General features: G+C 64.4%; 1 protein-coding gene. It reads right to left on the bottom strand.

What is annotated here, in order from left to right; all coding sequences use genetic code 11:
- Positions 1-1,282 (bottom strand): IS630 family transposase (locus HHX33_RS34610; protein WP_220502508.1); only part of this gene is annotated, 1,282 nt, incomplete at its 3' end.
- Positions 1,283-1,368 lie beyond the last annotated feature (86 nt).

Here is a 1,368-nt window from a genome sequence, read left to right as displayed (position 1 = left end):
CGCCTGAAATTCGTCGGCAATATCGTGCGAGGGATTCGAGGATCTCCTCTGCGGTCTTCTTCCATACGAACGGCCGGGGGTTGTCGTTCCACTGGGCGATCCAGTCCCGGATGTCCTTCTCCAGGGACTGGACGCTTTTGTGCACCCCCCGCCGGATGAGCTGATCGGTCAAGAACCCGAACCACCGCTCCACCTGATTGATCCAGGAGGAGCCGGTCGGGGTGAAGTGCATGTGGAACCGCGGGTGGCGGGCCAGCCACGCCTTGATCGCCGGAGTTTTGTGGGTGCCGTAGTTGTCGCAGATCAGGTGGACGTCCAACTCGGCGGGAACCGTCTTGTCGATCGTGATCAGAAACTTCTTGAACTCGGCGGCGCGGTGCTGGCGGTGCAGCTCACCGATGACGGTGCCGTCTGCGACGTTGAACGCTGCGAACAGGCTCGTGATCCCGTTGCGGACGTAATCGTGGGTACGCCGCTCGGGCATGCCCGGCATCATCGGCAGCACCGGTTGCGACCGGTCCAGGGCTTGGATCTGGGACTTCTCGTCCACGCAGAGCACCACCGCCCGCTCGGGCGGGTTGTGGTACAGGCCCACGACATCGACGACCTTCTCCACGAACAGCGGATCGGTCGAGAGCTTGAAAGTGTCGGCCTGGTGGGGTTTAAGCCCGAAGTCCCGCCAGATCCGGCCGATCGTGGACTTCGACAGTCCGCTGCGACGAGCCATCGATGCCCGGGACCAGTGCGTGGCGTCTTCGGGCGTCCTTTCCAACGTGTCCACTACGACCCGCTCGACCTGGTCAAGGGTGACGGACGGTGGCCGGCCAGGCCGCTGTTCGTCCATGAGCCCATCAAGGCGCAGCTTGACGAACCGGTTGCGCCACTTGGACACCGTGTCGGGGTGGACCCGCAACTGCTGGGCGATCTGCTTGTTGTCCTTGCCGTCCGCGCACGCCAGCACGATCTTCGAGCGCATCGCCAGGACTTGCGAGGTTCTGGCCCGCCGCGCCCATCGTTGCAGAGTGGCGCGTTCGGCGTCGGTCAGCGTCAACCCGGCCTTCGGCCGCCCCGTCCGGGGCCTGTCGAGCAGGGCGTTCCTTCCACCGTGAGCAAAGGCGGTCCGCCACCGGCGGACCGTCGCCACGCTCATACCGAGATCCCGCGCCACCTGCGCATTACTGGCCCCGGACTCGGCACAGGCCAGTACGATCTTCGCTCGGCCCGCCAGCTCTGACGCCTCCGCCGTCAGGCCATGCAGCCAGGACCGCTCAGCATCGGTCAACTCGATGGGTATTGCAGACGGACCCGGATGCCCCATACACATCAGGATAAGTATTTATCCGACGAATTTCAGGCGTATGGCACTAG

The organism is Microbispora sp. H10670, assembly GCF_014161385.1.
GTDB classification, from domain to species: Bacteria; Actinomycetota; Actinomycetes; order Streptosporangiales; family Streptosporangiaceae; genus Microbispora; species Microbispora triticiradicis.
The sequence above is the reverse complement of the archived record's forward strand: the minus strand, read 5'-3'. Positions and strand labels throughout refer to the sequence as shown.